General features: G+C 69.8%; 25 protein-coding genes, 1 pseudogene and 1 riboswitch. Of the genes and pseudogenes, 12 read left to right on the top strand and 14 right to left on the bottom strand.

The annotated features are described in order from the left end of the window. The 3 genes from EST54_RS00590 to EST54_RS00600 are packed head-to-tail and all read right to left on the bottom strand — an operon-like array spanning window position 1 to window position 2455. The gene (locus tag EST54_RS00590) at window positions 1–825 is read right to left on the bottom strand and encodes an FAD/NAD(P)-binding protein (RefSeq protein ID WP_239013858.1); all 825 of its coding nucleotides are present in this window, start codon (window positions 823–825) and stop codon (window positions 1–3) included. Continuing rightward, window positions 822–1304 carry a cyclic nucleotide-binding domain-containing protein gene (locus EST54_RS00595; protein WP_129243576.1) on the bottom strand — a complete coding sequence of 161 codons (483 nt, stop codon included), beginning with the start codon at window positions 1302–1304 and terminating at the stop codon, window positions 822–824. The genes EST54_RS00590 and EST54_RS00595 overlap by 4 nt, the downstream gene beginning before the upstream one ends. Continuing rightward, window positions 1301–2455: a 4Fe-4S dicluster domain-containing protein gene (locus EST54_RS00600; RefSeq protein ID WP_129243579.1), complete on the bottom strand. Its 1155-nt coding sequence runs from the start codon at window positions 2453–2455 to the stop codon at window positions 1301–1303. Before EST54_RS00600 ends, EST54_RS00595 begins: the two co-directional genes overlap by 4 nt. A gap of 181 nt (window positions 2456–2636) precedes the next feature. Between EST54_RS00600 and EST54_RS00605 the strand changes: the two genes are divergently transcribed. Further along, window positions 2637–3143: a hydrogenase maturation protease gene (locus EST54_RS00605; protein ID WP_129243582.1), complete on the top strand. Its 507-nt coding sequence runs from the start codon at window positions 2637–2639 to the stop codon at window positions 3141–3143. 122 nt (window positions 3144–3265) lie between these two features. Here EST54_RS00605 and EST54_RS00610 read toward each other — a convergent pair whose 3' ends face one another. Then, entirely contained in the window at window positions 3266–4159 is an 894-nt protein-coding gene (locus tag EST54_RS00610; RefSeq protein ID WP_129243585.1) for a universal stress protein, read from the bottom strand. A 288-nt stretch (window positions 4160–4447) separates the two neighbouring features. Between EST54_RS00610 and EST54_RS00615 the strand changes: the two genes are divergently transcribed. Beyond that, window positions 4448–6157 carry a sensor histidine kinase gene (locus EST54_RS00615; RefSeq protein WP_129243727.1) on the top strand — a complete coding sequence of 570 codons (1710 nt, stop codon included), beginning with the start codon at window positions 4448–4450 and terminating at the stop codon, window positions 6155–6157. A gap of 246 nt (window positions 6158–6403) precedes the next feature. Beyond that, window positions 6404–6904, top strand: coding sequence for an Rv1733c family protein (locus EST54_RS36330; protein WP_455343354.1), 501 nt, complete (start codon window positions 6404–6406; stop codon window positions 6902–6904). A 72-nt stretch (window positions 6905–6976) separates the two neighbouring features. Here the strand turns inward: EST54_RS36330 and EST54_RS00625 are convergent, their stop codons facing one another. The 3 genes from EST54_RS00625 to EST54_RS00635 form a co-directional block, all read right to left on the bottom strand. Then, window positions 6977–7567: a CBS domain-containing protein gene (locus EST54_RS00625; RefSeq protein WP_239013856.1), complete on the bottom strand. Its 591-nt coding sequence runs from the start codon at window positions 7565–7567 to the stop codon at window positions 6977–6979. Between the two features lie 57 nt (window positions 7568–7624). After that, window positions 7625–10321 (bottom strand): bifunctional acetate--CoA ligase family protein/GNAT family N-acetyltransferase, encoded by a 2697-nt coding sequence (locus EST54_RS00630; RefSeq protein ID WP_129243591.1) that lies wholly within the window; start codon window positions 10319–10321, stop codon window positions 7625–7627. A 158-nt stretch (window positions 10322–10479) separates the two neighbouring features. After that, the gene (locus tag EST54_RS00635) at window positions 10480–11172 is read right to left on the bottom strand and encodes a CBS domain-containing protein (RefSeq protein ID WP_129243593.1); all 693 of its coding nucleotides are present in this window, start codon (window positions 11170–11172) and stop codon (window positions 10480–10482) included. 292 nt (window positions 11173–11464) lie between these two features. Here EST54_RS00635 and EST54_RS00640 point away from each other — a divergent pair, with 292 nt between their 5' ends. Beyond that, window positions 11465–11845: a hypothetical protein gene (locus tag EST54_RS00640; RefSeq protein ID WP_129243596.1), complete on the top strand. Its 381-nt coding sequence runs from the start codon at window positions 11465–11467 to the stop codon at window positions 11843–11845. Window positions 11846–11888: 43 nt separating this feature from the next. Further along, complete coding sequence (locus EST54_RS00645; RefSeq protein ID WP_129243599.1) at window positions 11889–13376, top strand: AAA family ATPase; 1488 nt, start codon at window positions 11889–11891, stop codon at window positions 13374–13376. Window positions 13377–13399: 23 nt separating this feature from the next. Here the strand turns inward: EST54_RS00645 and EST54_RS00650 are convergent, their stop codons facing one another. Further along, entirely contained in the window at window positions 13400–13819 is a 420-nt protein-coding gene (locus tag EST54_RS00650) for a CBS domain-containing protein (RefSeq protein WP_129243601.1), read from the bottom strand. Window positions 13820–14156: 337 nt separating this feature from the next. On the opposite strand from EST54_RS00650, the gene ftsH reads away from it, so the two are divergent. After that, complete coding sequence (ftsH, locus tag EST54_RS00655) at window positions 14157–16100, top strand: ATP-dependent zinc metalloprotease FtsH (RefSeq protein ID WP_129243605.1); 1944 nt, start codon at window positions 14157–14159, stop codon at window positions 16098–16100. 217 nt (window positions 16101–16317) lie between these two features. Here ftsH and EST54_RS00660 read toward each other — a convergent pair whose 3' ends face one another. The 4 genes from EST54_RS00660 to EST54_RS00675 form a co-directional block, all read right to left on the bottom strand. Continuing rightward, entirely contained in the window at window positions 16318–16800 is a 483-nt protein-coding gene (locus tag EST54_RS00660; protein ID WP_129243608.1) for an Hsp20/alpha crystallin family protein, read from the bottom strand. Between the two features lie 141 nt (window positions 16801–16941). After that, complete coding sequence (locus EST54_RS00665; protein WP_129243611.1) at window positions 16942–17637, bottom strand: CBS domain-containing protein; 696 nt, start codon at window positions 17635–17637, stop codon at window positions 16942–16944. Between the two features lie 80 nt (window positions 17638–17717). Beyond that, window positions 17718–18701: a 1-phosphofructokinase family hexose kinase gene (locus EST54_RS00670; RefSeq protein WP_129243614.1), complete on the bottom strand. Its 984-nt coding sequence runs from the start codon at window positions 18699–18701 to the stop codon at window positions 17718–17720. Continuing rightward, on the bottom strand, window positions 18698–19072 hold the full coding sequence (locus tag EST54_RS00675; protein ID WP_129243618.1) for a hypothetical protein: 375 nt from the start codon (window positions 19070–19072) through the stop codon (window positions 18698–18700). The genes EST54_RS00670 and EST54_RS00675 overlap by 4 nt, the downstream gene beginning before the upstream one ends. 604 nt (window positions 19073–19676) lie before the next feature. Between EST54_RS00675 and EST54_RS00680 the strand changes: the two genes are divergently transcribed. From EST54_RS00680 to EST54_RS00690, 3 genes are read left to right on the top strand one after another with little or no spacing between them, the layout of a single operon-like run. Further along, window positions 19677–19865 (top strand): hypothetical protein, encoded by a 189-nt coding sequence (locus tag EST54_RS00680; RefSeq protein WP_129243623.1) that lies wholly within the window; start codon window positions 19677–19679, stop codon window positions 19863–19865. Then, window positions 19862–20506 carry a cytochrome b N-terminal domain-containing protein gene (locus EST54_RS00685; RefSeq protein WP_129243626.1) on the top strand — a complete coding sequence of 215 codons (645 nt, stop codon included), beginning with the start codon at window positions 19862–19864 and terminating at the stop codon, window positions 20504–20506. Before EST54_RS00680 ends, EST54_RS00685 begins: the two co-directional genes overlap by 4 nt. Next, complete coding sequence (locus EST54_RS00690; protein WP_129243628.1) at window positions 20503–21459, top strand: hypothetical protein; 957 nt, start codon at window positions 20503–20505, stop codon at window positions 21457–21459. Before EST54_RS00685 ends, EST54_RS00690 begins: the two co-directional genes overlap by 4 nt. 99 nt (window positions 21460–21558) lie before the next feature. Here the strand turns inward: EST54_RS00690 and EST54_RS35810 are convergent. After that, window positions 21559–22035, bottom strand: a pseudogene (locus EST54_RS35810) (hypothetical protein); the annotation flags it as partial. Between the two features lie 207 nt (window positions 22036–22242). Here EST54_RS35810 and EST54_RS00705 point away from each other — a divergent pair. The 3 genes from EST54_RS00705 (at window position 22243) to EST54_RS00715 (ending at window position 24149) form a co-directional block, all read left to right on the top strand. Further along, window positions 22243–22878, top strand: a complete 636-nt coding sequence (locus EST54_RS00705; RefSeq protein ID WP_129243631.1) for an ATP-dependent Clp protease proteolytic subunit — start codon at window positions 22243–22245, stop codon at window positions 22876–22878. Window positions 22879–22884: 6 nt separating this feature from the next. Beyond that, on the top strand, window positions 22885–23193 hold the full coding sequence (locus EST54_RS00710) for a hypothetical protein (protein ID WP_129243633.1): 309 nt from the start codon (window positions 22885–22887) through the stop codon (window positions 23191–23193). Between the two features lie 285 nt (window positions 23194–23478). Continuing rightward, a riboswitch (cyclic di-AMP (ydaO/yuaA leader) is annotated at window positions 23479–23671 on the top strand. Window positions 23672–23675: 4 nt separating this feature from the next. Beyond that, entirely contained in the window at window positions 23676–24149 is a 474-nt protein-coding gene (locus EST54_RS00715; RefSeq protein ID WP_129243636.1) for a C40 family peptidase, read from the top strand. A gap of 121 nt (window positions 24150–24270) precedes the next feature. Here the strand turns inward: EST54_RS00715 and EST54_RS00720 are convergent, their stop codons facing one another. After that, a complete protein-coding gene (locus EST54_RS00720) occupies window positions 24271–25485 on the bottom strand; it encodes an 8-amino-7-oxononanoate synthase (protein ID WP_129243639.1) in 1215 nt (404 codons plus the stop codon). Window positions 25486–25594 lie beyond the last annotated feature (109 nt).

The following is a 25594-nucleotide window of genomic DNA, read 5'->3' on the forward strand; positions in this document are numbered from 1 at the left end:
TCACAACTCCCGTACGGCAAGGAGGGGTTCGCCTCGGGTCCAGGTGACCACCGGTCCGTCGAGGCACAAGAGCAGCGGGCCGAGCTGACAGTGGCCGCAGTGGCCGGTGCCGCAGTGCATGGTCCGTTCCAGGGAGATCCGGATCCGGTCCGTGTCGAGGCCACGATGGGCAAGTTCGCGGGCAGTGGCCCGGATCATCACCTCGGGCCCGCAGACGAACGCGGTCGCGTTGCCCGGGTCGAAATCGGCTCGGTCGAGGAGGGCGGTCACCACGCCCACGTCCCCTTGCCAGGTGTCGTCGGGGCGGTCGACCGTGACCTGGATGCGGGCTCCGGCCTTCCGCCAGTCGTCGATGTCGCGGGCGCAGACCAGGTCGCCGGGGGTTCGGGCACCGATCAGGATGTTCAGACGCCCGAATCGCTGCGGTGCGGCGAGCGCGTCACGCACCAGCGGCCGCAGCGGCGCGAGTCCGAGACCACCGGCGACGACCAACAGGTCACGTCCGGCTTCTGCGAGCAGGTCCCAACCGATTCCCAGCGGGCCTCGCACCCCGGCGGTCCCCCCTGGCCGGAGGTTGTACAGGGCTCGGGAGACCGCGCCGACCGCTCGGACGGTGTGGGTCAGCCGGTGCCCGTCGATGCCGCTCAGCGACAGCGGGATGTCGCCGACGCCGAACGCGTACACCATCGCGAACTGCCCCGGACCGAACGACGGCAGTGCCGATGCCACGGGTTCCAGGACGATCTCGGCGGTGTCGGGAGTCTCCTCCGTGCGTCCTACCACCCGGTACGGCAGCGGCACCAGGTACGGGCGAGCAGCCATCATGGTGCTTCCCCGCCGGCCGCCACGGCTCTGCCGCCGGGCGGGCCGTACAGGTCCAGAAGGCGGGTACGGGCGGCACGCAGCCGTCGGCCGATGGCCACCGCGGCCACGCACCGCGTGATCGCGAGACCGAAAACGGGGTCCTCGTCGATCTCTTCCCGGACCTGCTGCGCGTCGAACTCGTACGCCTCGACCGCACTCCGGGTCCGTGCGCCCAGGTGCCAGCGGTAGGGATCGAAAAGCCAGGACCAGCCCAGCAGTTCCCCCTCGCCCAGGGTCTCGACGACCGTCTCGCCGCGGCCCGGTTCCTGCACGTCGAGGGCGATGCGTCCGGAGCGGATGATCCAGAACCGATCGGCCGCTCCGCCCTCGTCGAAGATGCGCCGGCCCACCGGGAAGGACACGTCGTGGGCGAAGCCGAGCAGTTGGTCACGAGGGCCGGGGGGCAGTGCACTCAGGAAGCCGTGCCCGCCGGCCGTCATGGAGCGGCCCCCTCCGGGCCGCCGGCGGCCTGGCGCTCCGCGTTCAGGGCGTGGGCCTCCTCGGTGATGTCGATGCCCACCGGGCACCACACGAGGCACCGCCCGCAGCCGACACAGCCCGAACTGCCGAACTGGTCGTACCACGTGCCGAGTTTGTGGGTGGCCCACTGTCGGTAGCGGCTGTGCCCGGAGGCGCGTACCGGTCCGCCCGGCAGATGCGAGAACTCCAGGTCGAAGCAGGACTCCCAGCGCCGCCACCGCTCGGCGTGGTCCCCACTGAGGTCGGTCACGTCCTCGGCGGTGGTGCAGAAGCACGTCGGGCACACCATGGTGCAGTTGCCGCAGGTCAGGCAGCGCGAGGCGACATCGTTCCAGCGCTCGGCGTGCAAAGTGTCGCGCATCAGCAGCTGCAGGTCCACGGGCGGCATGCTGCGCCCCATGCGGTCGGCCGCGCCCGCGACGCTCTCCCGGGCGGCGCACTCGGTCGCATGGTCGGCGGGCCGGCGCGGGAGCTCGGCCAGCACGGATGCGCCTTCGTCGCTGCCGGCCCGTAGCCAGAACCGGTGGCCACCGCCGTCGATCACCTCCGTCATCGCCAGGTCGTAGCCACCGTCGACACCGGGCCCCGAGCCCATGGAGGTGCAGAAACAGGTGGCGCCCGGCTCGGTGCACTCCACGGCCACCAGGAAGGCCCGCTCACGGCGAGCACGATAGCGGCCGTCGGTGTGCGGACCGCCGGCCAGCACACGGTCCTGCACGGCGATGGCCCGCAGATCGCAGGGGCGCACCCCGAGGAACGCGTACGACGGCGGTGGTGCGTCGTCCTCGGTCACCGTCAGCCCGCCGTCGGCCCCGCGGTCGACGCTCCACTCCCGCTCTCGCTGCGGGTGCAGATATGTCTTCCACGACTGCGGTCCCGCACTGTGCGCGAACGCCGCGCCGTCCTCGCGCGGGCGCAGCCGGTAGTGCCCGGCTTCCAGTTCGACGCCCCAGCCGTACGGCAGCTCCGCACCCTCGGCGATCTCGGCCAGCACGATGGCCCCGTCCCGCACGGTCGGCCCGATGACCGTACGACCACGCGCGGCCAAGGCCCTGATCAGCGCATCCAGCCCGTCCTTGCCGATCACCGCGGTGCTTCCGTCGCCCGTCATCGCCCGCCTTCCGGCATACGCATGCCAACGCGGCCAGTGTGTGTCCGCACTGATCCAGCGCATGGCCGACGGGCCTTCCTGTGGCCCATACGGCCCCCGTCGACCACCCGGACGGGCCCGGACAGCAGCACGTCACCGCTGCATCGGAGCTTCCAGGCCCAGGCGGGGAAGTCATCACGCCATGGAGACTTCTGCCGCCGCTGCGCGGATCGCCGTCATCGGTGTCGGCAATGCCTACCGCCGCGACGACGGCGTGGGCTGGACCGTGGTGGCCGACCTCGCGCAACGCAGGAAGCAGAACCCGCTCCCCCACGGCATCAGATTCACCTGCACCGACGGCGATCCGACGCGGCTGATCAGCGCCTGGGAAGACGTCCACCTGGCCATCGTCGTGGACGCCGCACGCGCTCGCCCGGCCCGGCCCGGCCGCGTGCAGAGGCTACGGCTCGGGGGCGATATCCCACGCACACCCCGGGGGAAGACCGGCTCGCACGGCTTCGCGCTCGACGACACCGTCCGGCTCGCCCACGCACTGGACCGGCTGCCCGGAGAGCTGCTCGTCTACGTCGTCGAAGTCGCCGACATCAGTCTCGGCTCTGGACTGTCACCGCAGGTCGCAGCCGCCGTCGGACCGCTCGTCCAACGCATTGAGGAGGACATCATGCACCGCGCTGTTGCCGGACAGTGATCGGAGGGTCTGGCGGCCGGAAGCCCTGGCCTCAGGCTCCTCAACGGGGCCGGTCGGGCCCTCCCTGGGGGAAAAACCAACCCCTTCCTGCCGTGCTGCCGCGGGACTGCTGCACGCCGTACTCAGTCGTGGGGGACCACGGCCACGGGGCAGGTCACGTGGTGGATGGCGGCGTGCGCGACCGGGCCGACGCGCGGCGCGAGAAACGGTCGGTGCCGTCGACGGCCGACGGCCAGGAGTCCGGCCTCCGGGGCCGTCTGGACAATGGCCCGGGTCGCGCTCTCCGGCAGCACGGTCAGCTCCACCGGAACGTCGTGGAAGCGGGCACGCCACGGACTGATGACGTCCCGCAGCTCACCGTCCGCCTGCCTGACGACTTCCGCCGCGGCATCCGGGTCCACGCCCCAGGGCGCGTAGGCCTGTACAGGGAGCGGACGCCCGTGTACCACCTGTAGCGGAATTCCACGACTCGCCGCGGCGTCGAAAGCGAATGCGAGGAGCGGTTCGCAGGGTCCATTCAGGCTCACGCCGACGACGATCCGTGATGCTGCGCCATGGGGGGTACCCGTGGACTCAGCAGCGTCCGGTTGCGCACGTTCGCTCGCCCGGACCAGGACGACCGGCCCGTCGGCCCGGCCCATGACGTCCAGGCTGACATCGCCGAGCGCAAAGCTCTCCCACGCGCCGAGAGCCCGCGAACCCAGCACGACCATCCGCGACTCCTCCCCAGCGCGCAGCAGTGCGGGCTCGGCCTCGGAGCCCACCAGATCCTCAATGATCTGCAGATGCGGATGGCGTTCGCGCACCACTTCCAGGGCCTGGCGCACGATCCGTCGTGCACCGGCGTTCTGATCGCGATCGGGCGGTGTGTCCGCCACTTCGGCGGCGAGCAGTTTCCAGGCATGGAGAAGCCGCAGCACGAAGTGCCGCCGGTCGGCTTCGTCGGCTGCCCACTGTGCAGCTGCCAGACTTTCTGGTGAGCCGTCGAGTCCGACAGTGACGATTTCCGGCTCCATGACTGCCCTTCCTTCGGGAACGGACGGAGAAAGGAAACCGTCCTGACCGGGTCCTGACGCCGGAGCACCGGAGGGCAGACGTACCACGTTCACCGGCGGCGAGCGGTACGTATCTGCCGTGTGATCGAGATTGCTCCATGGTCCGCCTTCCGGCCAATGAGCCGATGGGCGCTACGAGGGGACCGAACAGTCCACCGTTCAGGGTGCTCATCCGTCCACGGTCACTACCGTGGGTGGTGTGACCGCACCGCCTGGGCGGCCACATCGGAGGGCGTGGTGGGTGAAGAGATGCCTGGCCGATTCGGAGCCACGGAGAGGCAGGTCGTGGCGCTTCCGGAGGAGTTGCAAGAACGCCTCCAGACGGTGGAACGGAGCGGGGGCGGACTGCCCCGTCTGCTCGTCGAAGCGGTGCTGTCCGTGGGCAAGGGACTGGAGCTGCCGCAGGTTCTGCGCCGCATCGTCGAGGCCGCGGCCGCGCTCGTGGACGCCGAATACGGGGCGCTCGGCGTGCTCGGTGACGACTCCCGCATCTCCCAGTTCCTGACGGTAGGAATCACCGAGGAGGAGGCCGAGTCCATTGGCGAGCTGCCGGCGGGCCACGGGATTCTGGGAGAGCTGATCCGCCATCCCGTGCCGCTGCGCCTTGCCGAGCTGGGCGAACACCCCTCGTCGTACGGATTCCCGCCGAATCACCCACCGATGCGGTCGTTTCTCGGGGTACCTGTCAAGGTCCGCGACAAGGTCTTCGGAAATCTCTACCTCACCGAGAAACGCGGGGGCAGGGAATTCGACGCCGAGGACGAGACCATGCTGTCGACGCTGGCGGTGGCAGCCGGTGTGGCCATCGAGAACGCCCGACTGTACCAGGAGGCCCGCTACCGCCAGCAGTGGCTGGCGGCCAACGGCGAGATCGTCGCGGGGCTGCTGACCGGAGCGGGCGGGGCCGACGTCCTGGAGACGATCGTGGACCACGCGGTGCGCATCCTCTCCGCCGACCTCGGTGTGCTGGCGCTGCCCGAGGACGACGACAACCTGCGGGTGGCGCTCGCCATCGGTGTGGATGCCGAGGCACACCGCGGTCTGCTCCTCCCCCGCCATGGATCATTCGCCGGCGCGGCACTCACTGCCGGAAGCTCGTTGATCAGCCTCGATGTCGAGCACGATCCCAGGATCACCGCCGGCCCGCCGCGGTGGGCCGGGCTTGGGCCCGCGGTCGCCGTTCCGATGACCGCCGGCGAGCGGGTGCACGGCGTGCTGTTGCTGGCCCGGCTCCGCGGTCGTGATCCGTTCACCGAACCGGAGGCCAAGCCACTGCTGACCTTTGCCGGTCAGGCGGCCCTTGCCATGGAGATGGCTGATCAACGCCAGGGCGCCGAGCAGCTGACCCTGCTCAAGGACCACGAACGCATTGCGCGTGACCTGCATGATCTGGCTATCCAACGTCTCTTCGCCACAGGAATGACGCTCCAAAGTGCGCTGCGTTTCGTCGATCATCCGGAAGCCAGCGAACGCCTGTTGCGGGCCGTGGACGATCTGGACGAGACGATCAAGATCATCCGGTCCACCATCTTCGGGCTCCGCACGCACGACACCCGCCGGGCCGCCCACGGCCTGCGGGTCCGGACAGTCACAGTGGTGGAGCAGGCAACCCGCACGCTGGGCTTCACACCGGCGCTTCACATGGAGGGGCTCATCGACACAGATGTGTCGGCCGAGATCGCCGAGCATGTGCCTGCCGTGCTCGGCGAGGCGTTGAGCAACATCGCACGGCATGCACACGCCAGCGCTGCGGACGTCGCACTGGTCGTTCGTGACGGAGGCCTGACACTGACGGTGAAGGACAACGGTGTGGGCACGGCGGGCGACGGCCGGCACAGCGGATTGCGCAACCTCACGAAGCGGGCGGAGAGCCTGGGCGGTGAGATGACCCTGGAGTCACCGTCCGAGGGCGGCACAAGACTGGTGTGGCGAGTACCGCTGCGCATTCCTTCGGGGTGACGCTCGCCGTACCGCACTGCTCAGCTCTGATGCAGCCGCCGTGCCGGGGCTGAACGGCCCCCACACCTGCCGCGCAGTGGCACCCGCACAGCCTCCGGGTGGGCCCGTTCGGCCCCTCTCCTCTTTTCGCCGGGCATGCGACGGTCGGACTACAGGAGAAAGAGGTGCATGATGCCTCCCTCGAAGATCCGCTGGCCTTGGCAGCGCAGCCCCCTCAAACGCAGCACCGACGTGGCGGAATCCTGGATGATTCTGACCACGGGGGTACTCATTGCCGTGCTGGCTCCGGCTGCAGGCGCGGTGGCCGGGAGCGCAGTGGACGACGCATCACAGCAGCAGAGCCGCCAGTGGCACACCGTCTCCGCGGTGGTGACAAAAGATCCTCCCGCGAGCATCGGTGTAGAGCCCTTGGGCGGCGCGGGTGGCAGACCTCATACCACGGTGCGATGGACGGCCCCGGACGGCACGGTCCGGACCGGAGAGGCGGCCGTGGCACCGGGCGTGAAGGCAGGCGACCGGACCACCGTCCGGCTCGACCGGCACGGCTCCGTGGTGCGGAACCCCGTCAGTCCGGAGGGTTCCCTCGCCGAAAGCATCGCGATGGGAACCGTTGCGGCGTCCGGCACCGGAGTGGTCCTCCTCGGCGCGGAGCGGGCCGGCGCGCACCTGCTGAACCGCCGACGCTACGCGCAGTGGGAGAAGGAATGGGCGGAGGCGGACTCACAGTGGCACCACCCCCAGAGGTGAACCGCCGCGAGCTGCCGCGTCGCGCGAAGGGTACGGCACACCGCGTCGCGGGACCGCGAGGCGGACGACGGGCTACACCGGCCTTTGGTAAGGAGCCTCACGCCGGTAGGTGAGGCGATTGACCACGGCAGTGACGCCGTCCACCTGTCGCATCATCCGTATGGCGACGGCCACCTGGCCGCTGCTCTCCAAACTCCCCGCAACGGTCACCAGACCGTCGTGGACCGACACTTCTACGCTCCGCGGGCTCAGCCACAACGCCCGCACCACGATCTCGTCCATCACTTCGTCGCGGATTGCGGAGTCCGGACGGGCGAAGATCTGCAGCACATCGCGCCGTGTGATCATGCCGACGAGCCGTGCCTCCTCATCCACCACGGGAAGCCGCTCGATTCCGCTCGCGCTCATGAGGCGGGCCGCACGGACAACGGAGTCATCGGCACGGACCGTGCGAGCCGGAACCGACATCAACTGGCCGGCATCGGGATTGGCGCCACAGCCGGTCCTGCGCCCCTCGGGCTCCAGGTCCGTCGCGGAGACCACGCCGATCACTTTGTCATCGCCATCCACCACGGGCAGGCCGCTGATGTCGTACTCCGCCAGCAATCGCACCATTTCTTGGGCGGATGTCCTGCTGCGCACGCGGACGACATCCCCAGTCATGACGCTTCCCACCTGTCGGCGCTTCATCTCCTGCCCTCTCTCGGCTCGTGCCCGGCCTCACGGAAGCCGGCGCAGGTAGGGGTCACGCGCATGGCGCGGCAGCAGGCGCACCCGGGCATCGACGACAGTGACGCCATCCGGCCTGGCGATCACCGGATTACATTCCGCCTCGGCAAGCTCGGGCAGGTCGTCCGCCATCCGGGAGAGGCGTGCCAGCAGGTCCTCCAAGGCCGCGATGTCGGCCGGGCTGCTGCCCCGGTAGCCGAACAGCAGGGGCGTGTACCGGGGTGCGGTGACGAGTTCGTGCACATCGGTGTCGGTGAGCGGGGCAAGGCGCGCGGCGTGGTCGGCGAGCAGCTCGCTGATGGTCCCGCCGAGGCCGAAGAGGAGCAGCGCTCCGAATACTTCGTCCTGGACGACTCCGGCCAGCAGCTCCGCGCCACTGGCAGCCATCGGCTGGACCAGAACTTCGGTCATCGCGGTGCCGAGGCGGCGGGTCAGATCACGGTAGGCGGCCAGCACTTGAGACTCCCCGCGCAGTTCCAGGAGGACGGCGCCCCGCTCGCTCTTGTGAAGGAGCCCGGGCCCCTGTGCCTTGAGCACCGCCGCACCATCGGGCCCCGCCAGGCGTGCAGCAGCATCGACAGCCTCCCGCTCCGTGGTGACGCATGCCTGCGGCAGCCGGGGGATGCCGTAGCAGCCGAGGAGCCGTGCAGTCTCACGCGCATCCAGCCAGCCGCCGACCGGATCCCGCGCGAGAAATGCCTCCACGAGGGCATGTGCACCCGGCCCGTCGATGCCTGCCGGCTCCACGCTCCTGCCCGGTGGCCTGGCCAGCCAGCGTGCCCGTTCAGCGGCATGGAACAGAGCCTGGGCCGCCGACTGGGGTTCGCCGTAGGAAGGCACCGCCGGACCGTCTTCCGTGCGCAGCAAGCGGACGCGCTCCGGCTGATCGAGCAGCGCCGCAACAAGCGGTACGCCGGGACGCCCCATGGGCGCTGATGTCGCCGCAGTGACGAGATCGGCACCGACAGCCGCGTTCAAAGCGGTCGGCACCAGTGCAACCAGGACGGCGTCCGCCGCTCCGGAGCGCGCAAGCCGGCCTACGCACTCGCTCAATTCCTGCGCGCTCACTTCCGGTGTGGTGTCGACCGGATTTCCGGCACCGGCACCTGCCGGCAACAGGGCCAGCAGCTTCCCCCCGAGGTCCGACGGCAACTCGGGGACGGTCAGTCCCGCATCCACGCAGGCATCCGCAGCCAGCACTCCGGCGCCCCCGGCGTTCGAGACCACGGCGACCCGCCCGCCCGCAGGAAGCGGCTGGGAGTGCAGCAGCGCCGCGGTGTCCAGCAGCTCACCAAGGGTGCGGGTGGCGGTCAGGCCGGCCTGGGTGAACAGTGCCCGGCGGGTCATGGTGGGGGTTGCCGCTGCCGCCGTGTGCGAGGCGGCAGCACGACGGCCTGCTTCCGAGCGCCCGGCATCGACCGTGAGCACCGGCATACGGCGGGCAACACGCCGCGCCGTACGGGAGAAGGCCTGAGGGTTCCCGAACGACTCCAGGTGCAGCAGCGCCAGTTCGGTCCTGCCGTCGCCCTCCCACCACTGCAGAAGATCGTTGCTGCTGACATCGCGTTTGTCACCGAGCGAGACGAAGCTGGAAATGCCGATACCCAGGCGGGAGAGCCCGTCGAGAAGCGCGATGCCCACTCCGCCGGACTGCACCGCGACCCCCGCGGTACCCGGCACCGGCTTCGTCACGGCGAAGGTCGCGTCCATGCGAACGGACTCCTCCGTGTTGGCAATGCCCAGACAGTTGGGGCCGACCATCCGCATACCCCAGTGGCGGCATGCCTCGGTCAGCTCCGCGATCGCGCCGTCGTCCAGACCGGATGCCAGGACCACCAGCGCTCTGACTCCGGCCTTGCCGCACTGGACCACCGTGTCGCAGACAGCGGCAGCCGGTGTCGCGATGACGGCGAGGTCGGGCGGGTGAGGAAGGTCGGTGACGGATGCGTGGGCGGGGATGCGCAGCACGGCGTGCGCGTGCGGGTTCACTGCGTAGAGCGACCCGTTGAAGTGGGCCTCACGCAGGTTGTGCAGTACGGCCCGGCCGGCCGAACCCGATCGGGTTCCGGCTCCGATCACCGCGAGGGAGCGGGGACGCAGAAGTGGCTGCAAGCTCGCGGTGCCGGCGGTGCGGCCCCGGTTGTCCACCGCTGCCAGATAACGTTCGCCCGGTTCGAGCCGGATGACCCCGCGTACCGTGGGTCCGTCGTACTGACGTGTGACGCGCAGGCCGAGGTCGGCGAAGACCTTATGGATGAGGTGGTTGTCGGCGAGCACATCGGCGGTGAAAGCGGAAACGCCGTTCTCGCGGGCGATGTGGACGAGGTGCTCCAGCATCAGAGTGCCGACGCCTCGGCGGTGGAAGTCGTCGGCGACCGCCAGGGCGATCTCGGCGGAGGTGGCGTCGTCGCCGAGCTCGTACTCGGCGACGCCGATGAGCCGGTCGCCCTGTACCGCCACCAGCGTGCGGTGGCCGGCTTCTGGGGGCGCGCAGAGCCGGTCGGCAGCCTGCTCGCCGGAGCGGCGGCTCACCACGAAGAACCGGCTGCGCAGACTGTCCTCGGACATGTCCCCGTAGAGCCGAAGCACCGGTCCACGATCGTCCGGGCGCGCCGGACGGAGCCGGACCGTACTTCCATCGGACAGCAGTGCACAGACCTCTCGCGCACCGGAGGCTGTGTCCGTCATGGCGGTTCCATTCCTCACGGCCTCTCCCTCTTACGATCCGTCCTCGTGGGCCATCGGCCCGAGGACCGTCCGGTGCCGTCCGGAGGGACCGACGCTCTCCCGACGGCTCTGTGTGCCGGCCGCGCATCGTGCAGTTCTCCTCCCCCGTGAACGGGCCCCTACGGATGCTCGAAGTGGCGGCCCACCACCGGCCCTGTCCGTTCGGGATCCGCTCCTTTGAGGTCGAACGTCACATCCACGACCCCCTCGACCGCCCGCACCAGCCGTGCCGCCACGAAGAGGAGCGACTTGTTGCGGATCTGGCCGCTGAGCGTGACCACCCCATCGGTGACGCTGACCGACATCTCCTCTGCGGAATCGGAGAACAGCCGGTTCACGACCTCCGCACGTACCTCCGCTGCCAGGTCCTCGTCGGACCGGAGAAAGACCTTCAGCAGGTCCGAGCGGCTGACGATGCCCTGGAGCAGCCCTCCGCTGTCGACCACGGGAAGCCGCTTCACGGACTTGTACGCCATCGTCCGCGCCGCCTGCGCGAGGGAGTCGCCGGCTTGCACCGTGAGGGCGGGCGTAGTCATCAGCTCCCCCGCCGTCAGGGCGCCGGCCTTGCGCACCCCGTCCGATCGCCGCAGCTGTTCCATCCGGTCGGGGTTCGCTTCCCGGAGCTCCTCCTTGAGCAACAAATCGGCCTCGGAGACCACCCCGATCACCCGTCCTTCCCCCACAAGCACAGGCAGGGCGCTGACCTTCCACTGCTCCATCGTCTCGACGATCTCCTTGAAACGCGCCTCCTGACCGATAGCCACCACCGTCTGAGTCATCACATCGCTGACCGTGCACGGGGTGTGCTCCATGACGCCTCCTCGGTACGGACTGCCGTCGCGCGGCCGCTACGACACCTTCAGCTTGCGCGTGGCCGTCCGTGCCGGGCAGGGGCCGTCCGGCCCCTTCGTCTGCTGATCGGCAACGTCGGTCGACGCAGTACGCCGTGCCACGCGCACTCCGTCCGCGCCACCCGTTGGGCCGGTCGGCCCGCGATGAGGCCCTGCGGCCCATCCCCTCGGCCGTGCACTCCGCGCAGCGTGGAGAGGCAAGGATGCTTTCGCTCCCCCGGAGGTACACGATGACGCGCCCCGTGACCGTCGTGTGGACGGATCACCTGCGGGCCTGGCCGCCGCCGACTGGGGAGCGCGGGAGGCGCAGCTCAGGACGGAATTGGCACGCCGTCCGGATGCCCGCGAACTCCCCCTCGTCGTCGACCACTTCAAGGAGCTCATCAAGGCAGCGGCCAACGATGACTTCCCACAGGACCCGGCCAGGCAACTGCAACGCGCCGGGCATGCCGTGAAGCACTTCGCCCGGGCCGAAATGCGACGGTTCGGGAACGACGAACTCGACAGCCCCGACCTGATCCGATACAGCTCCGGACTCATCGCCCGGCTCGCCCCGGTGACGTACCGACAGTTCCTCGGGTACCCCGGACGGACCAGTCGGCAGGGCGTGGACACGGCATCGGATATGTACTGAATGGACCACGACGCCGTCGGCCGCCGAACGAGGGGAGCGGGCCGTGTCGCCATCGGATGCCACCGCCCACCCGGCGAAGCCCGATCAATTGTTTGACCGAGACGTGGAGTGGGCCGACCTGGTGGGCTTCGTATGCGACCCGCGTCCTGGGGCCACGCTCGGCCTGGTCTCCGGCCGGCGCCGGCAGGGCAAGACCTTTCTGCTGGAAGCCATTGCCAAGGCCGCTGACGGCTTCTACTTCGACGGGCATGCGGCGGCGGAGGCCGAGACCTTGCACCGCCTCGCCGAGCGTTTTGGGGAACATACTCGGGCGACGCATCCACCGCACTGGCAGCGATGGGAGGATGCGGTGGACGCGCTGCTGGCACTGGGCGATCAGCACCCGACCCCCGTGATCATCGACAACTTCCCCGACCTTGTGGGCCCGAGCCCGGCGCTGCCATCCGTCATTCACCGGGCCTACCGCCGTCTTCACCAGGTGCGTCGGCACAATCGGGCCCGCCTCATCCTCAGCGGCGGGACTCCCTCCCTCATGCGGAGGCTCTTCTCCGGCCCGTCGTCCCTGCACCGGATCGCCTCGCTGGAGCTCCTGGTGCGACCGTTCGACTTCCGCGAAGCGGCGCGCTTCTGGGGCATCCGGTCCCCACAGCTTGCCGTGCAGGTACATGCCGTCGTGGGCGGCACTCCCGCCTATCGGGGGGACCTTGTGTGCGACGACGCCCCTGCCGGCCCGCATGACTTCGACGCATGGGTGTGCAGAACCGTCCTCAACCCCCGCGTCCCCCTGTTCTGGGAGGCGCGCAATCTGCTGGAGGAGGAGAACCACGCGGACCGGGCGCTGTCCCACTCCGCGCTGGTCGCGATCGCAGCAGGCCGCTCCACGCCCGGTGAGATCGCCGAATGCTTCGGAGCCCAGCTGACCGACGTCTCCCACGTCCTGGCCGTACTGCAGAACCGTGGGCTGTTGCACGCAGAGCCGGACGCGTTCCGGCCCGCACTGACCCGCTACCGCATCGCCGAGCCGCTGCTGGCCTTCGAGCATGCCGTCGCCTGGCCCCATCGCGCCGCGATCGAGCAGGGCGACACCGCCACCGTGTGGCAACACGCACGCGCCACGTTCGACTCCGCCGTGGCAGCCCCCCGCTTTGCCCAGATCTGCCGGGACTGGGCCACCGCCTACGCCGGTCCTGGCACCTTCGAAGGGGACCCCGAAACGGCCGTGCGCGGCGCTGTCTCCGGCCCTGTGGGGTCCACCCGGCTCGACGTGGACGTGGCGGTACGAGGGAACGTGGACGGCCGGCCCGGAGCCCTGCTCTCGGTCGGTCTCGCCCGCTGGAACGAGACCATGGACATCCATCACCTGGAACGGCTGCGCCATATTCTGTCCGTCCTCAGCACGTCCGGCGAGGACGTCGGCGGGGCCGTGCCGGCGTGTTACAGCGGGGGCGGGTTCGGTCCGGAACTGCGGGCTGCGGAAGCCCGGGGCGAGGTTCTCCTGGTCGACGTCGACAGGCTGTACCACGGCGAGTGACCGGCCGTCACGCGTTCAAGCGGTCAAGCGGTCGCACAGATGGTTTCGACGAAGTGCCCGACCTTCTTTTCTGCCAGGTGCCGGGCAAGGTCGGCTTCGCTGATCATGCCGACCAGCCGGTGGTCGTCGATGACCGGCAGCCGCCGGATCCGGTGCTCCTCCATGGCCTTCAGGACCTGTTCCGCTCCGGCGTCGGCACCGATGGTGACGGGCTTGCCCTGCGCGAGTTCACCAGCGGTCATGGTGTGCGGGTCCTTGCCCTTGGCGAGGCATTTGAGGACGATGTCGCGGTCGGTGATGATCCCGTGCAGGCGGTCGTCGGGGCCGCAGAGGGGCAGTGCGCCCACATCGAGCTCGCGCATCCGACGTGCCGCGTCCACCAGGGTCTCGCTCTCCTGAACACAGGTGGCACCACTGTGCATGATGTCGCGTGCGGTGGTCATGGCGGTGACTCCCTCAAGTTCGTCCGGTTGGGGCGGGCACGGGGCTATGTCCCCTCGTGCGCCCGTGCGCCGCCCCGTGGGGCCTGGAATCAGTCTCCGGGGTGCGGGCCATACATGAAATGGGTCGAATGGGCCAGCCTCGGGTCGGGCGGCCACGGCGTCCGCCTGACTGCACGACCGGCCTCGCCCGCGGGGCGAGCGGGGCAGGACCCGTGCTGTCACATTTCGTGCGGCAGGTCAGGGGAATAGCGTGGAAGGGGGGACGCCCGCGGTAGCCTGCACCGGCCGTCCGGCGGAAGAGCCGCGTCGTGGGAGGCCTCGTCGAGGAGCCATCCAAATGATCACAGCAGTCCGCCTACCAGGACGGCATCCGACGCGATCGGTCAAACCGGGGCCGCCACGCGAGCCGCCCAAGCCGCCGGCTTCGCAACCCAGGCCCACTTGGCGGACGTGGCTGCTGCCCGTCGTTCTGGTGATCGTGTTCCTGGTCCTCCTCATGCGCTCCCAGCCCTCGCCGGGGGTGTCGGTTTCGTACAGCCAATTCCTCGGCAAGGTGAACACGGGCCAGGTCAAGACGGTCGACATCGACGACAAGGGAGCTGTCGACGGAACCCTCGAAGACGGACGGAAATTCACCACCCAGATCCCCACCGCACTGGACAACAGCAGCCTTGAGCAACAATTGCGGTCCGAGAATGTGGACATCACCGCCTCCCACGGCGGCGGCAGCGGCCTGGGGACGCTGCTGGCATTCGTCCTGCCGCTGGTCCTTCTCGGTGCGCTGTTCCTGTGGACCGGACGGAGGGCCGCCCGCACGCTGTCCGGGGGACTGAGCGGCATCGGACGGTCCCGGGCCAAAATCATCGAGGCCGAGCGGCCGACCACCCGCTTCGTCGACATCGCCGGATACGAGGGCGCCAAGCAGGAGATCAGCGAGGTCGTTGACTTCCTGCGCCACCCGGAGCGGTACGCACTGGCCGGAGCCAAGGGACCACGCGGAGTGCTCATGGTCGGGCCACCGGGCACCGGCAAGACGCTGCTGGCACGCGCCGTCGCCGGCGAGGCCGAGGTCCCCTTCCTGTCAGTGACCGGATCGGCGTTCGTGGAGATGTTCGTCGGGGTCGGCGCCTCCCGGGTCCGCGACCTCTTCGCCGACGCACGCAAACGTGCCCCCTCGATCATCTTCATCGATGAGATCGACGCCGTCGGCAGCCGCCGCGGCGGGGTGCGCCTGGGCGGCAACGACGAACGCGAGCAGACCCTCAACCAGCTCCTGGCCGAGATGGACGGCTTCGACCAGAGCAGCGGCATCGTGGTGCTCGCCGCGACCAACCGGCCCGAAGCCCTCGACACGGCGCTCCTGAGACCCGGACGCTTCGACCGGCATGTGACCGTCCCGCTGCCGAACCAGGCCGAGCGAGCGGCGATCCTGATCGTCCACGCCCGCGGCAAGACACTTGCACCCGACGTCGACTGGGACGTCGTGGCGCGAGCCACGCCCGGTTTCTCCGGAGCCGATCTCGCGAACCTCGTCAACGAGGCAGCCATCCACGCAGTCCGCGCGGGCGGCACCGTCATCTCCGCCCAGGACCTGGACTCCGCCCGCGACCGGGTTCTCCTCGGTCGGCGGGAAACCTCCAACGCCCTGCTTCCCGAAGAACGCCATGCGGTCGCCGTCCACGAGTCCGGGCATGCCCTCGTCGCGGCTCTGTGCGAGCACGCCGACCCGGTCGCGAAGGTGACCATCCTGCCCTCCGGACCGACCCTCGGCGCCACCGAGCAGCTCCCCGAAGCCGAACGCCACCTCTACAGTGAGGGCTATCTGAACGATCTGCTGACCGTCCGGCTCGGCGGCCGGGCCGCCGAACTCGTCGCCTTCGGCGAGGGCTCGACCGGCGCCGCCGACGACCTGGCCGGCGCCACCCAGATCGCCGGCCGCATGGTCCGCGATTTCGGCCTGTCCCCCGCCCTCGGCCCGGTCGGCTACGCCTCGGGCACCCCTCAACGCCTCGGCGGAGAGCCCCCCGAAGCAGCCCCGCAGCGGCCGTACTCCGAGCACACCCAGCGCATCGTCGACGAGGAGACCACCCGCCTCGTCCGGCAGGCCGAGAAACGCGCCGTGGCCCTGCTGCGCGAACACCGCACGGCACTCGACGACCTCGCAAAGCGGCTCATCATCCACGAAACCATCGCCGGTTCCACCGTCCTGGACGTACTACGAGGGCAGCCAACCGCTGATGACGATGCCACCACGGCGGGCGGCAACAGGACGCCGCGGTGAGCCGCCGGGTAACAGCGCCGGCTTCGCGGCAGCTCGCAGATGGTGCGGGCCGCATGCTCGGCACACCGCGCCGTGTGGTGGAGAGGGTGCTGCCGCGGAGCCCGCTGCCGGCCTGTTGCCTCCGCACGGATCGAGGACGGTCGTACGCGGACGGTCCTTCGCGTTACGGGGCGGATGCCGCAAGGCGCCCGCCCCATACGGTGTTTCGACGGCAGTCTCAGGTCGTGATGTCGATGTGCCGTGGCATTGTGGCCTGTGTTTTGGGGACTGAGACGGTCAGTACACCGTCCGCCAGGCTCGCCGTGACCTCCTCGGCTTTCACATCGGCGGGCAGGAGGGCCCGGTATTCGAAGCTGCCTGTCCGGCGAGTGGTGCGGCGCAATACGCCTTCGCGCTCGCTTTGCTTGTACTCACCGGAGATGTGCAACCCCTGACCGCTGACCTCGACATCGATGTCGTCACGCTTCACACCGGGCAGCTCCGCCTCGATGATGTAGGCGTCATCCGTCTCGTGCATATCCGCCAGTGGCGCCCAGTGCGTCCCTGCGCCCAGCGAGGGCGCGGCACCGGCGGACTCCAGCAGGTGCTCCATGCGCTGGAACAGTTCATCGATCTCCGAGGTGATGGGACCACCCCAGCTCAGGGAGGGCACAGCACTTTCCAGCAGGCTACCGGGCCGGTGTCGAACGGGCATGTTCATCGCGGTCACCTCCGCGAATCGAGTGCGTTCGGATGCGTTCCATGGTGCGCGCGCGAACGTTGCTCGGCGACCCGGACCAGCGCCCCGGGGGGGGGCGCAGCCGAACCCTCCATCCGGAGGCCAGGGGATGTGCCGTCCTCCTCACCGTGCTTCTCCCAACCAGTCCGCCGCCGTGGGCCCCGTCCGTGCGGCATCCGGGCAGGTCACATCGAATTCCACGTCCACCACGCCCTCGACAGCTCGCACCAGGCGCGCAGCCACCGGGATGAGTGAAGTGTCCCGAACCTGCCCACGCAGCGTGACGACGCCGTTGGTGACAGTGACATGCAGATCCCGGGTCGGTGCCGCGAACAGCGCGCCGAGGATGTCCCGGCGGACTTCCTGCGCCAGGTCGTCGTCCGAGCGCAGAAAGACCTTCAGCAGGTCCGCCCGACTGACGATGCCCTGGAGCACCCCGTGCGCATCCACCACCGGAAGCCGTTTCACCGACTCATGCGCCATCGTTCGAGCGGCCTGGGAGAGCGTGGCATTGGCACGCACGGTATGGGCGGGGCTGCTCATCAGCTCTCCCGCCGTCACGGCTTCCGCTCTGCGGACGTCATCGACCCGTCGCAGTTGCTCCAGACGGTCGGGGTCCGACTCCCGGAACTCCTCCTTTGGCAGCAGATCCGCTTCGGAGACCACGCCGACCACCTGGCCCTCCCCCGCAAGCACAGGCAGAGCACTGACCTTCCACCGTTCCATGGTCTCGACGATCTCTTTGAACCGCGCCGCACGGTCGACCGCAGCCACGGTCTTCGTCATCACGTCGCTGACAATGTGCGGGGTGTTCAGCATGACGTCATGCCTCCTCAATGCCGACGGCCGGTGTGACGGGAAGTGGATCCGTACGGCGGAAAGGCGTCCGACGTTGTCATTCACGAGCTGGTTCGGAACGTGATCCCTACATCGGGGCAGAGGGACTCGGCCATCCCACGGTCGAAGGGCTCGGTGCCGGGAGTGAGCACCGACGCGGCGGCCACGGCCACCCCCAGCGCGCAGGCACTGACCGGATCGTCCCCTGCGGCCAGCCGTACGGTGAGCGCGGCCACCATGCTGTCTCCGGCCCCGGCGTCGCTGAGCAGCTCCCCGGGCATCGGCGGTGCACGCAGTTCGGTGTGGCCGTGACGGGTCGAGCAGAGCGCGCCCAGGTCGCCGATCGTGGTGATGGTGATCTCGGCGGCGCCCATGGTGAGCAGTTGCTCGTTGACGGCCAGGGCGTCGTCGAAGCTGCGTACGGTCCGGCCGAGGAGATCGGCGGCCTCTGTGCGGTTGCACCTGAGCAGAAAGACGCCTTCCGCCAGCGCCTGCCGCAGCGCCGGGCCCGACGTGTCCAGCACCAGCCGGGATCCGGCCGCTTTGACCCGGCGGGCGACGGCCGTGTAGAAGTCGTCAGGCAGGCCGCCGGGCAGGCTGCCGCTTGCTACTACGTACCTGCTGGTGCCGATCGCCTGCCCTAGCACGTCCAGGCAGCGTCGTCCCTCCTGGTCGTCGAGGTGTGGGCCGGGCGGGACGATGTGATGACTGCGGCGCGCCCCGGTCTCGAACAGCACGAGTGCTTCGCGGGTCTCACCATCGATGCCGACGGCGATGTGGTCGATGCCCTCTTCGTCCAGCAACCTGTTCAGGCGGCAGCCGACCTCGCGGCCGGCGGTGTGGACGGCAGTTGCCCGTCCTCCGAATCGCGCCACACCGCGGGCGACGTTGATTCCCCCGCCCCCGCCGGCCACAGACCTGACCCGAGCGCGGTTCTTGCCGACGTCGGCAAGGTGGTCGACATCCCAGCAGATGTCGACGGTGGGGTTCATCGTCAGGGTGAGAACTGGCCCGGCCGTGGCGGGATCCGGTGCTGCTGTGCTCATCGCGGAGCTGCCGCCTCGCCCGGTATGGCCACGGCCTGGCGGACCATCTGCTGAACACGGCCCCGCTCGTTGTCGTACCCGGCCGTGACCGCCGGCAGGTCGTCGTCGGCAACGGTGGTCAGCGTGCGCCCGACGGCGGATGCTCGCGGACACGCCACGATGCCGCTGAGTACCAGGGGTTTGTCCACGGCACCCAGGCCATCCTGGTAGCGGCCACGTGCGGCCTTTTGCCGGAAGATCTCGTTGGCCTCCTCCGCTTCGATCGTCTTCCGTGCGGTCACGCAGACGATGCCGGCAACGTCGAAGGCATGCTCGGTCAGCGCCGAGCGGCCGATGCAGCCGAGCCCGTTGATGGCAACCCGGGCGGCCATGGTTCGCTCCCCACGTTCTCGGCCGAACTGCTGACGAAGCGGCCCGACACCTGGGGCCTCGGTCGCGGCCGATCGCGATCGGCTCACATGCCATGAACGGGACGGCCGATGTTGCGTGTCACTGGCCCCGACCCAGCTTCGACGCTAACCCTTCCGGCAGCCCGACGCACCTCGTCGCGTCACCGGCAGGTCGCCGGCGGAGATCACGACGCGGTGCCCGGCGGCGAAGATCTCGCGTGCCTGACGGATGGCGTCGCGAGCCGGGGACGAGCAGGACGACGTCGTCGGCGGCGCGGGCGGCACAAGTACCCAGGAACACCAGCACCGCACTGCGGCGGTCCTCGGCGATCTCATTCGGCCCCACCCGCTCCAGTCGGCCACGTGGCCGACGAGACATGGCCTGCACCCTCATCTGCTACCGACGACTCGCCACATGAGATGAGCTGTTGGCGCAGGTCCCACCGGATGAGCAAGGCAGGGATACGCCGCGGACCAGGCAGCTCTTGCGCGATTGAGCCGTTCGGGCCAGGGTCCGGCCGGGTCAGCAGGCCGAGGGTCTGACAAGGCGCTCTACTTGCTCTCGGACTTCGAGGGGAGCCGACCCATGACAGGACATGCGCACTCCGTTGAGCGCGTGCTTTCCCCGCCGATCGATCTCAACGGGACTGGGCGCTACGTCCACTGGGGAGTGGTGCAGCTGTCCGTCGCCAACCTCGTGGTCATCGGGGTGATGCTGGTCGTCTTCGTGGCGGCCCTGCTCCTGCCCTTCCCCCGAGGGCGAGGCCGACGATGAGCGAGGTGGGAGGAGGCTGGACCGGAGCGGTCCGGCGGCGGGCGGTGCGGGCACTGCCCCCGGACAAGTTGCTGCCGGACACCCAGCCCGCGTACATGGCCTCATGGATCTACGTCTTCGGTGTGCTCACCGTGGCCGCGCTGATCGTCGTCCTGCTCACCGGCGGGGTGCTGGCCCTGAAGGGGCCCGCATGGTGGCATGTCTCGGGGACCGGCACGTACGTGAACGGCCTGCACCTGTGGAGCGTCGAGCTGTTCATGTTCTTCATGGTGATCCACCTGTGGGGCAAGTTCTTCATGGCCGCCTGGCGCGGTCGGCGGGCGCTGACCTGGGTCACCGGTGCGGTGTGTTTCTTCGCCTCGATCGGCACGGCCTTCACCGGCTACCTGGTCCAGCAGAACTTCGACTCCCAGTGGATCGCCGGGCAGGCCAAGGACGGGCTCAACTCGGTCGGCATCGGCGCGTTCTTCAACGTGCTGGACTTCGGCCAGATGCTGATGTGGCACATCGTCCTGCTGCCTTTCGCCCTCGGCCTGCTGACGGTCTGGCACATCCTGTTGGTCCGGCTGCGCGGGATCGTGCCGCCGATCGACGCCGCGCCGGATCCCGCGGAGGGGCCCACGCAGGAGGCAGCGCAATGACCCGACGCGCCGGCAAGCGCGCCGTGCCGGACCCGGCCGCTTTCCCCACCAGGCCCTACGACCTGGTCAAGGAGTTCACGATCGCACTGGTGGTGGTCGCGCTGCTCACCGCGGGCCTGGCCGCCGTCTTCTCCTCGCCCGACGTCAAGCCGGTGACGCTGGCCTCCTGGTCGAGGGCCGACGGCGCCGACTTCACGGCGACCGCCGTGTCCGAGCTCGGCGGCACCAGCGGCACGGCCCAGTACGGGCCGCCGTACAATCACACGCCGGGCGCGGCGCAGAAACTCGGGCCGGTCGGGCTGCAGAGCGCCGCGGGGGTCCGCGTCCCGGTGGACACGGCAAACGACTTCGTGCTGCGTCCACTGCGCAATGCCCCCGAACCACCCGCCGTCAGCGCGGGCCTCGCCGCCTGGACCGCCGCTCCGGCGGCCCGGCGCCAGGCATGGACCTCGGCCTACTCCGACGCCCTGGCCAAGGCCGGCGGCGGCGCCCCCGCGAAGGGCGATTACGGCCCGGTCCCCGTCCTCATCGCACGCCTCCTCGGTCTGGCCCGCAGCGGCGCCCTGGATGGCGAACTCCAGGCGGAGGGCAAGTTCTACCAGACCGACTACACCCGTCCGCTGCTCTTCCTCTCCGATGGTTCCTACCTGGAGTCCCGTGCCCGTGCCGAGCACCTCGGCGGCGACCAGTGGGGGATGATGAACGAGACCGGGAACTACCCGGGCCAGGCGTGGCTGTGGCTCTACACTTTCTGGTATCAGATCGAACCCTTCAAGTCCTCCGGCAACGCCGACGCGCTGATCTGGGGCCTGATGGCGCTGCTCAGCCTGGGCCTGATGCTCGTGCCTTTCATCCCCGGAGTGCGATCCGTACCGCGCTGGACGCGGGTGCACCGGTTGATCTGGCGCACGTACTACCGCGAACAAGCTGTGGAACGGAACAGCCAGGAGTGATCTTCGCTCTCCGACGTACGCTCACTGCGGGTGTTGCACCGCTTGTGTGATGGCGAGGGTGGCGGGATCGACGGGCAGGAGGCCGGTCTCGGCGGGGGTGTGCGCGGGTGCTCGCTGCAGGTCAACAAGGATCGATTCGTCGTCGCCCACGCCGCCCCCGCCGACGACGTTGTCACCGGTGTGCCTGACCGAACCGTCATCGCTGATCAGTGCGCGGGACGAGCCGGCGATGGCGAGCAGCGCAGCCTGGTCGGCAGCCGCAATCGGTCTTCCGCCGACAACCGGTGCCGAGCGGGCGGCGGCCTCGATCGGCTCCAGAGTGGCGATCACCCGTCGCGCGGCGGCATCGCGCTCCTCGGCGGCCTCCTCCAGCTGGTCCAACGTGCGGTCGATACGCGCGAACAGGGCGGCGTCGACGGGGAATTCGCCGCCGGAAAGGCGATGAAGGAGGGTGCGGTGGAAGGCCACGCCGGTTTTGGTCCGGGCCAACTCGCGGTGCAGATCGACCAGGTGGGTGTATGGCTCGGTCGGCGGGATCCGCAGGGCGGCGTCCTTGGATACCCGCGGGCGGTCCATCTCGTCGATCGAGCACTCGACGACCCGCCCGGCCATCCGAAGGATCTCAACCTTGTGCCGCAGTTCCAGGAACAGCTTGTGAGATATCCGCCCTCAGCGAACAGTTAAAACAGTCTCTGACCTGGGACTTGTAACTGATCACTAGAATCTGCTCCCATTCTAACGGGATGTACATCCTGTACATTTTTTACAGAGAGAGGAGCACGCATGCTGCCACCGACGGCCCGCTATGTCCTTCCGGAGTTCACCGAGCGCACCTCCCAGGGCACGCGCACCATGGACCCCTACTCCAAGCTGCTCAGCGAGCGCATCATCTTCCTGGGCACCCCGGTCGACGACGCCTCCGCCAACGACGTGATGGCGCAGCTCATCCACCTCGAACACGCCGCGCCCGAGCAGGACATCTCGCTCTACATCAACTCCCCCGGCGGCTCGTTCACCGCGATGACCGCCATCTACGACACGATGAACTTCGTCTCGTGCGACGTGCAGACCGTCTGCCTGGGGCAGGCCGCCTCCGCGGCCGCGGTGCTGCTGGCCGCCGGCGCCCCCGGAAAGCGGCTGGCGCTGCCCGGCGCCCGGGTACTGATCCATCAGCCGTCCCTCCATGAGCCGATCCAGGGCCAGGCCACCGATCTGCAGATCCAGGCGGAGGAACTGCTGCGCACCCGCGAGATGTTGGAGGAGATGCTCGCGCGGCACACCGGACAGCCCCGCGAGCGGATCGCCGCCGACATCGAGCGCGACAAGATCTTCGACGCCCACGCCGCCCAGGAGTACGGCCTGATCGACGGCCTCACCCGGCACCGCAAGCAGTCGGCACGTCCCCTCGTTGCGCGGTGACGCCGGATGCTGCCCCCCGAACTCCCGCCGCTGCCCGCCCTCACGCGTGCCGAGGGTGAGTTGATCGACCGCTATCTGGAGGTGCTCGATCTGCTGGGCCGTATCAACCCGGCGCGCGGCGGCGGCACCTACAGCGGGCTGCGTGCGGCCCAGGCACTGGTCGGCACGGCCGCCGGACTGCGGGACGCGCTGACGCTGATGCACCAACGCGGCGAGAGCGAACTGCACCACGACACGCTGGCACGGGCCCTGCGGGTGCTGGACGGCGAACGGCGGGCCGGGCTCGTCGCCGTGCCGCCGCCCGCGGAGCGTTGACGCGACACGCGGCAGGGCTGCCCATACGGCGTAGCGCGCACGCCCGTTGCGAACCACCCCCGAATTGCCGGTTCATCCGGAATTTTTCGGGTCCCGGATGTTTCGCTCCTGGTCCAGGGCGCGCGACAGCCGGGACCCTGACACCTTGAGGAACAAATCCCACCATTCAGGCCAAATGTGACCCATCTCACATACGGCATTTTCAGCTCGGAGTTTGGGCGCCGGGTGCGTGAGGATCCCTTCGACGACAAGACCCCGCCACAGCGACGGGGCGGTCCGGACGGGCGCCTAATCCCGCCGCCGTCCGGATGTCCGGTCGACGTTCGTGGATCGGCGGGAGCGGAGGACCCGAGCAGGACGGGGTCCACGGCCTTCACGGGCCGGCGGACTCCTTGGGGTGAAGCCGTACGCACGGCCGGGCATCTTCGCCTGCCCGAACCCGACAGGTCTTCCTTCGCAGGCGGCTGACGAAGGGTTTGCGCATGACTGTGCGCATGCATACGCCGAATCTGCTGGCGCGCACCGGCACCGTCGCCGCTCTGACACTCGTCACGCTCGGCGGGACGACCATCACCCCGGGAACCACCGGGGGCGCCGAAGCCGCATCCGTGTCCGCACACGCGCTGCGGGTCGCCGCCTCCAAGCGGGGCTCCCCGTACCAGTACGGGGCCCAGGGGCCGGACGCCTTCGACTGTTCCGGGCTGACGCTGTACTCGTTCCTGCGCGCCGGCCGGGCCCTGCCCCGTACCGCCGCCGCGCAGTACAGCCGCACCCGGCATGTCCCGGCCGGCGCCCGGCGACGCGGCGACCTGGTCTTCTTCCATTCGGCCAACGGCATTTACCACGTGGGCATCTACGCCGGGAACGGCCGGATGTGGCACGCGCCCAAGGCCGGGAGCACGGTGCGACTGGAGCGGATCTGGAGCCCCGGGGTCTGGTACGGGCGGGTGCGCTGACCTGCGCGCTCGTCCTGCAACCCGTCAAGTGCCGGCGGTGGTGGGCCAGGTGGCCGACCCCGGCCGACCGGTCGGGCCGCACCGTGCCGTTCGTCGGACAAGCGCTGCCTCGCGCCCCGGTTCAGACAGCCGGCGCCGTGGCCAGGATCGTGCCGACCGCCGTGTCGATCTGATCGTCCGTCAGGTCCGCGCGGGCGGTCAGCCGCAGCCGGGAGATCCCGTCGGGTACGGACGGGGGCCGGAAGCAGCCGACGATGAGTCCGGCCGCGCGGCAGTCGGCAGCCCAGCCGACCGCCGCCTCCGGTGAGGGGGCGCGTACCGAGACCACCGCGGCGTCCGGCCGCACCGCGACCAGGCCCGCCGCGGTGAGCCGGTCGTGCAGCTTCCGTGCGACCTGCCCGGCCCGGGCGGCGCGCTGGGGTTCACGGCCCAGCAGCCGCAGCGCGGCGAGCGCACCGCCGGCCGCCGCCGGGGCGAGACCGGTGTCGAAGATGAACGACCGGGCGGTGTTGACCAGGTGCTCGATGACCCGGGCCGGGCCGAGCACCGCACCGCCCTGGGAGCCCAGCGACTTGGAGAGCGTCACGGTGGTCACCACATCGGCGTCGCCGGCGAGCCCGGCCGCCCACAGCGCGCCGCGACCGCCCTCGCCGAGGACGCCCAGGCCGTGTGCGTCATCGACGAGCAGTGCGGCGGCCCGCGTTCGGCAGACCTCGGCGAGGGCGGGGAGCGGGGCGGCGTCGCCGTCGACCGAGAACACCGAGTCGGTCACGGCGAGCGCCCGGCCGTCATGACCGCTCAGCGCGGCGCCTACGGCCTGGGGATCGGCGTGCGGGACCACTTCGGTGCGGGCCCGGGAGAGCCGGCAGCCGTCGATGAGGGAGGCGTGGTTGCCCGCGTCGGAGACGACCAGGGTGCCGGCGGCGGTGAGCGCGGTGACCGCGGCGAGATTGGCGGTATAACCGGACGACAGCACCAAAGCGGCCTCGAAGCCGCAGAAGGCGGCGAGTTCCGACTCCAGCCGGGCATGCAGTTCGGTGCTGCCGGTCACCAGCCGGGAGCCGGTGGCTCCCGCGCCCCAGCGGTGTGCGGCAGCCGCCGCGCCACGGGTGACCTCGGGATGCCGGGCGAGTCCGAGGTAGTCGTTGCCGGCCAGGTCGAGCAGCGGGTGGTCGGCCGGGCGGGGACGCAGGGTGCGGGTGAGTCCGGCGCGCCGGCGCGCGTCGCGGGCTTCATCCAGCCAGTCGAAGGCGGCTCCGTGGGGCGGCCGGCGGGGCCCGGCGGGGGCGGCCGGCGAGCCCTCGCGGAGCAGCGTGGGGGCGGAGTCCTGCGGCATCGGCGTCCTTCGTCCGTGGGCCTCGATTGTGGGCTGTTGCTAGACGTTAGCGGTCGTTCCGTGGGCCCACAGTGTGGCGATACACACACCTCCATCCTGGGTCGTTGTG

This window comes from Streptomyces sioyaensis, from assembly GCF_004122735.1.
Lineage (GTDB): Bacteria > Actinomycetota > Actinomycetes > Streptomycetales > Streptomycetaceae > Streptomyces > Streptomyces sioyaensis.